The organism is Nocardioides sp. (assembly GCF_031422975.1).
GTDB lineage: Bacteria > Actinomycetota > Actinomycetes > Propionibacteriales > Nocardioidaceae > Nocardioides.
Genome location: NZ_JANPEO010000648.1, coordinates 1 through 4,214, shown reverse-complemented (window position 1 = coordinate 4,214; position 4,214 = coordinate 1). Strand labels below are relative to the sequence as shown.

4 protein-coding genes are annotated in these 4,214 nt (G+C 66.1%); all 4 read left to right on the top strand.

The genetic code is table 11. The features are described from left to right. Positions 1 to 20: 20 nt before the first annotated feature. From dmpG to RMO85_RS19065, 4 genes are read left to right on the top strand one after another with little or no spacing between them, the layout of a single operon-like run. Entirely contained in the window at positions 21 to 1,160 is a 1,140-nt protein-coding gene (gene dmpG, locus RMO85_RS19080; protein WP_397204368.1) for a 4-hydroxy-2-oxovalerate aldolase, read from the top strand. After that, positions 1,160 to 1,978 carry a fumarylacetoacetate hydrolase family protein gene (locus RMO85_RS19075; protein WP_310530293.1) on the top strand — a complete coding sequence of 273 codons (819 nt, stop codon included), beginning with the start codon at positions 1,160 to 1,162 and terminating at the stop codon, positions 1,976 to 1,978. Before dmpG ends, RMO85_RS19075 begins: the two co-directional genes overlap by 1 nt. Before the next feature lie 4 nt (positions 1,979 to 1,982). Next, on the top strand, positions 1,983 to 2,192 hold the full coding sequence (locus tag RMO85_RS19070; protein ID WP_310530292.1) for a 2-hydroxymuconate tautomerase: 210 nt from the start codon (positions 1,983 to 1,985) through the stop codon (positions 2,190 to 2,192). Between the two features lie 5 nt (positions 2,193 to 2,197). Next, positions 2,198 to 3,631 (top strand): aldehyde dehydrogenase, encoded by a 1,434-nt coding sequence (locus RMO85_RS19065; protein ID WP_310530295.1) that lies wholly within the window; start codon positions 2,198 to 2,200, stop codon positions 3,629 to 3,631. The last annotated feature ends 583 nt before the right edge of the window (positions 3,632 to 4,214 follow it).

The window sequence follows — 4,214 nt, the reverse complement described above, 5'->3', positions numbered from 1 at the left end:
AGAAGCAGGGGTCTGAATCCATGGGTGACATGACGATCCGACCTGAGGACGTCCCTGTCGTGGGTCGAGAAGTGACCGAGACCGAGGTCCTCGAGAACCAGTCGGTGGCCGGCGGTGAATGCGACCTGCGCATCACCGACTCCACGCTGCGAGACGGCTCCCACGCGATGAGCCACCAGTTCACCGAGGAACAGGTGCGCGGCGTGGTCTCCGCGCTGGACCGCGCCGGCGTCCAGGTGATCGAGGTGAGCCACGGTGACGGACTTGGTGGATCGAGTTTCAACTACGGGTTCAGCAAGGTGGATGAGTTCGATCTCATTGCAGCCGCAGTGGACGAGGCGACCCGGGCGAAGGTCGCCATCCTGATGCTGCCCGGACTGGCGACGGTCAAGCACCTCAAACGTGCCCAGGCTGTAGGCGCGTCGGTGGCCAGGATTGCGACGCACTGCACCGAGGCCGACGTGTCGATCCAGCACTTCGACGAGGCCCGGGCGTTGGGTATGGAGACCGTCGGGTTCCTGATGCTCTCACACAGCACCACGCCGGAGGTGCTGGCTCGCAACGCCCGGACCATGGTCGACGCGGGTGCTCAGTGCGTGTACGTCGTCGACTCCGCCGGTGCGTTGGTGCTCTCAGATGCTCAGGAGCGGGTGCAGGCCGTCATCGATGAAGTCGGTCGCGACGGCGCGCAGGTGGGGTTCCACGGCCACCAAAACCTCAGCCTCGGCGTTGCCAACTCCGTGCTGGCCTACCAAGCCGGCGCGAAACAGATCGACGGGGCGTTGTGTGCTCTCGGAGCAGGCGCAGGGAACTCTCCGACCGAGGTGCTTGCGGCCACTTTCGAGCGGATGGGCATCCGCACCGGCATCGATCTCGGTGAGGTGCTCTCGGCAGCCGAGGAGGTGGTGCGCCCCTTCATCCCGCGCCTGCCGTGGATGGACCGGTCCTCGATCACCCAGGGGTACGCCGGGGTCTACTCATCGTTCCTGCTGCACGCCGAGCGGGCCGCAGAACGCTACGGCGTGCCTGCTCACGAGATCCTGCAGAAGGTCGGCGAGTACGGCTACGTCGGCGGCCAGGAGGACATGATCATTGACATCGCCCTCCAACTCGCCGAGGCACGATCGGTCGGCGACCTGGCTGCTGCGGGGGCGCGCTGATGGCGACCGTGGGCGCGGCTACGGCACCGAAGGGCGGCTGGGACATCGAGTCGGTCGCTGCCGAACTGCTCCGATGCGAGGACGGGCAGATCGAGCGACCCCCCTTCACCGACGAGTGGCCCGAGTTGGACCTCGACACCGGCTACAAGATCCAGGACCTCAACCTGCGCAAGCGGCTCGAGCGAGGCGAACAGCTGGTGGGAGTCAAGCTCGGGCTGACCAGCCGAGCGAAGCAGGTGCGCATGGGCGTGGACTTCCCGTTCGTCGCCTGGCTGACCGACGCGATGATCCTTCCGGTCGGCGATCCGGTGCCCCAGTCGAAGCTGATCCACCCGCGGGCCGAGCCGGAGATCGTGTTCGTGATGGGCAAGAAGCTCGAAGGCCCCGGGGTCAGCTGTGCCATGGCCATGGCCGCGGTCGAGTCGGTCTGGGGCGGCGCGGAGATCATCGACAGCCGCTACAAGGCCTTCCGGTTCACAGCCGGAGACGTGGCGGCCGACAACGCGTCATCCGGTGCGTTCGTCACGGGCCCGATCGGAGTGCCCCCGACCCAACTCGATCTGAGCCTCGAAGCGGTGCTGGTCGAGGTCAACGGCGTGGTCGTCGACTCCGCCACCGGCGCCGCCGTACAGGGCCATCCTGGCGAGGCGCTGGCGCTTGCGGCCAATGACCTGGCCCGGCGCGGCCACGCCATCGAGGCGGGCTGGATCGTCCTGACCGGCGGGATGACCGACGCAGTGTTCGCGCCTCCTGGCGCCTCTATTGCGATGCACTTCACCCATCTGGGTTCGGTGTTCCTCAACGGCGGGAAGGACTGAGGTCATGCCATTCATCGAAGTGACGCTGGTGGAGGGCCGCAGTCCCGAACAGTTGCGGGCCCTGATCAGTGGAATCAGCCAGGCCGTCTCCGACGCGGTCGATGCGCCTGTGGGGAACATCCGAGTGGTCATCAGGGAAGTCCCCCCAACGCACTGGGCCGCTGGTGACGTGACCATCGCCGAGAGAACGACGCGCGAAGAGGGCACCACGTGAGCGACATGCAGTTCTTCGGCCACATCATCGACGGCGAAGAAGTCCCCTCGGTCGACGGTGCCACGTTCGAGGTGTGGAACCCCTGGACCCAGGAGGTGTGGGCCACGGCTGCCGAGGGCGGGCCGGAAGACGCCGCCCTCGCCGTCGCGAGCTCGCGCCGCGCCTTTGACGAGGGCCCGTGGCCGCGTATGGGGCGCGCCGCGAGGGCGGCAGCGATCCACCGCCTCGCCGACCTGATGGAGGAGCGCGCAGATGACTTGGCGACGCTGGACACCACCAACATGGCGAAGCCATTCGCCCAGGCACAGCACGACGTCGCCCGCTCAATCTGGAACTTCCGCTTCTTCGCTGACCACCAGCGCGACCACTGCGGCGAGGTCTTCCCGATGGACTCTGGGCACCACTCCTACAGCGAGTACGGACCGGCCGGAGTCGTCGCCGCCATCAGCCCATGGAACTTCCCACTGATGATGGCCACCTGGAAGATCGCCCCTGCCATCGCCTGGGGCAACACCTGCATCATCAAGCCATCCGAGGACACCCCTGCGTCGGTCACCCTGCTGGGCCGGCTCGCGATCGAAGCAGGCTTTCCACCCGGCGTCCTCAATGTCCTCAACGGCCATGGCTCACCCGCCGGCTCCTCACTGACGGCCGACGACCGGGTGGACCGGGTGACCTTCACCGGCTCCTCGACCACGGGCAAGACCGTGATGGCCTCCGCCTCCAGCCACCTCGCGCCGGTCTCCTTGGAGCTCGGAGGGAAGGGCGCCAACATCGTCTTCGAGGACGCCGATCTCGACAACGCCGTGCACTGGGCCGTCGAAGCGATCTTCCGCAACTCCGGGCAGATCTGCCTGGCAGGCTCACGACTCTTCGTCGCCTCCTCCGTGTACGACGAGTTCATGGACCGCTTCGTGGCAGCCGCCGAGGCGCTGACCATCGGCGACCCCTTCGACCCGAAGACCCGGTTCTCCAGCCTCGCCAGCAAGAAGCACTTCGAAAAGGTGTCGTCCTACGTCGACGGCGTCGGCCTCGACGGAGGGAAGATCCTCACCGGGGGAGTCGATGATGAGGGCCGCTGGCTGATCCGACCCACCATCGTCACCGATCTGCCGCTCACCGCGTCGGCGTACTGTGACGAGATTTTCGGACCGGTGTGTGTCGTCAACCGGTTCGAGTCAGAGGAGGAGGTCGTCAGCCTCGCCAATGACACCCGCTACGGGTTGAACGCCATGCTCTTCACCGAGAACCTCTCGCGGGCGCACCGGGTGGCATCCCAGCTCCGGGCCGGAACCGTGTGGGTCAACTGCTTCTTCATCCGGGACCTTCGCACGCCCTTTGGCGGTGTCGGAGACTCCGGCGTCGGACGAGAGGGCGGCAACTTCAGCCGCGAGTTCTTCACCGAGCCCAAGGCCGTAGTCATGCAGATTCAGCGTTGATCTCGATCCTCTCACCGAAGGCGTCCGACAAGGCGGCCAGTGTTGGTGGGGTCGTCCGCCGGCACACCGAGAGCATCGGCACTTCCGTCACTTCGAGGACGCGGGGCCAGGACGGATCTTTGGCCATCGCAAGGCAGCAGAAAAGCAGCACTTTGGAGTCGCAGATGACCAGATTCGGGGCGAAATGCTCCGAGACCGCGAGGTATCGTGGTGACGTCAACGAGCACGATCCAGAGTGTTGTCGCAGGTCAGAGGGGTGTGTGGCCGAGTAGGGGCGAGTTTTTCCGAGACGAACGGATCCTTCCGACCACAACAGAGGGTCAGGGGTTCGAGTCCCCTCACCTCCACCATCACCGCAGGTCAGGCCACGTTTCTGGATCCTCATAGAGGAGAAGGAACGTGGCCCGATCACACTTATTACACAGTTTGCACCCCAGTCTCGGCCTGTCTCGGGCCGAACGGCCGACCGCTCGGTCCGGTTCGGCGGGGTTCGCGCACCTGAGGTGCATGGAGCCCGCAACCACCTCACCCAGCCCGACGACCGCCCCGCTCGAGAATGCCGTCGTCGTCACCGGCGTCTTCG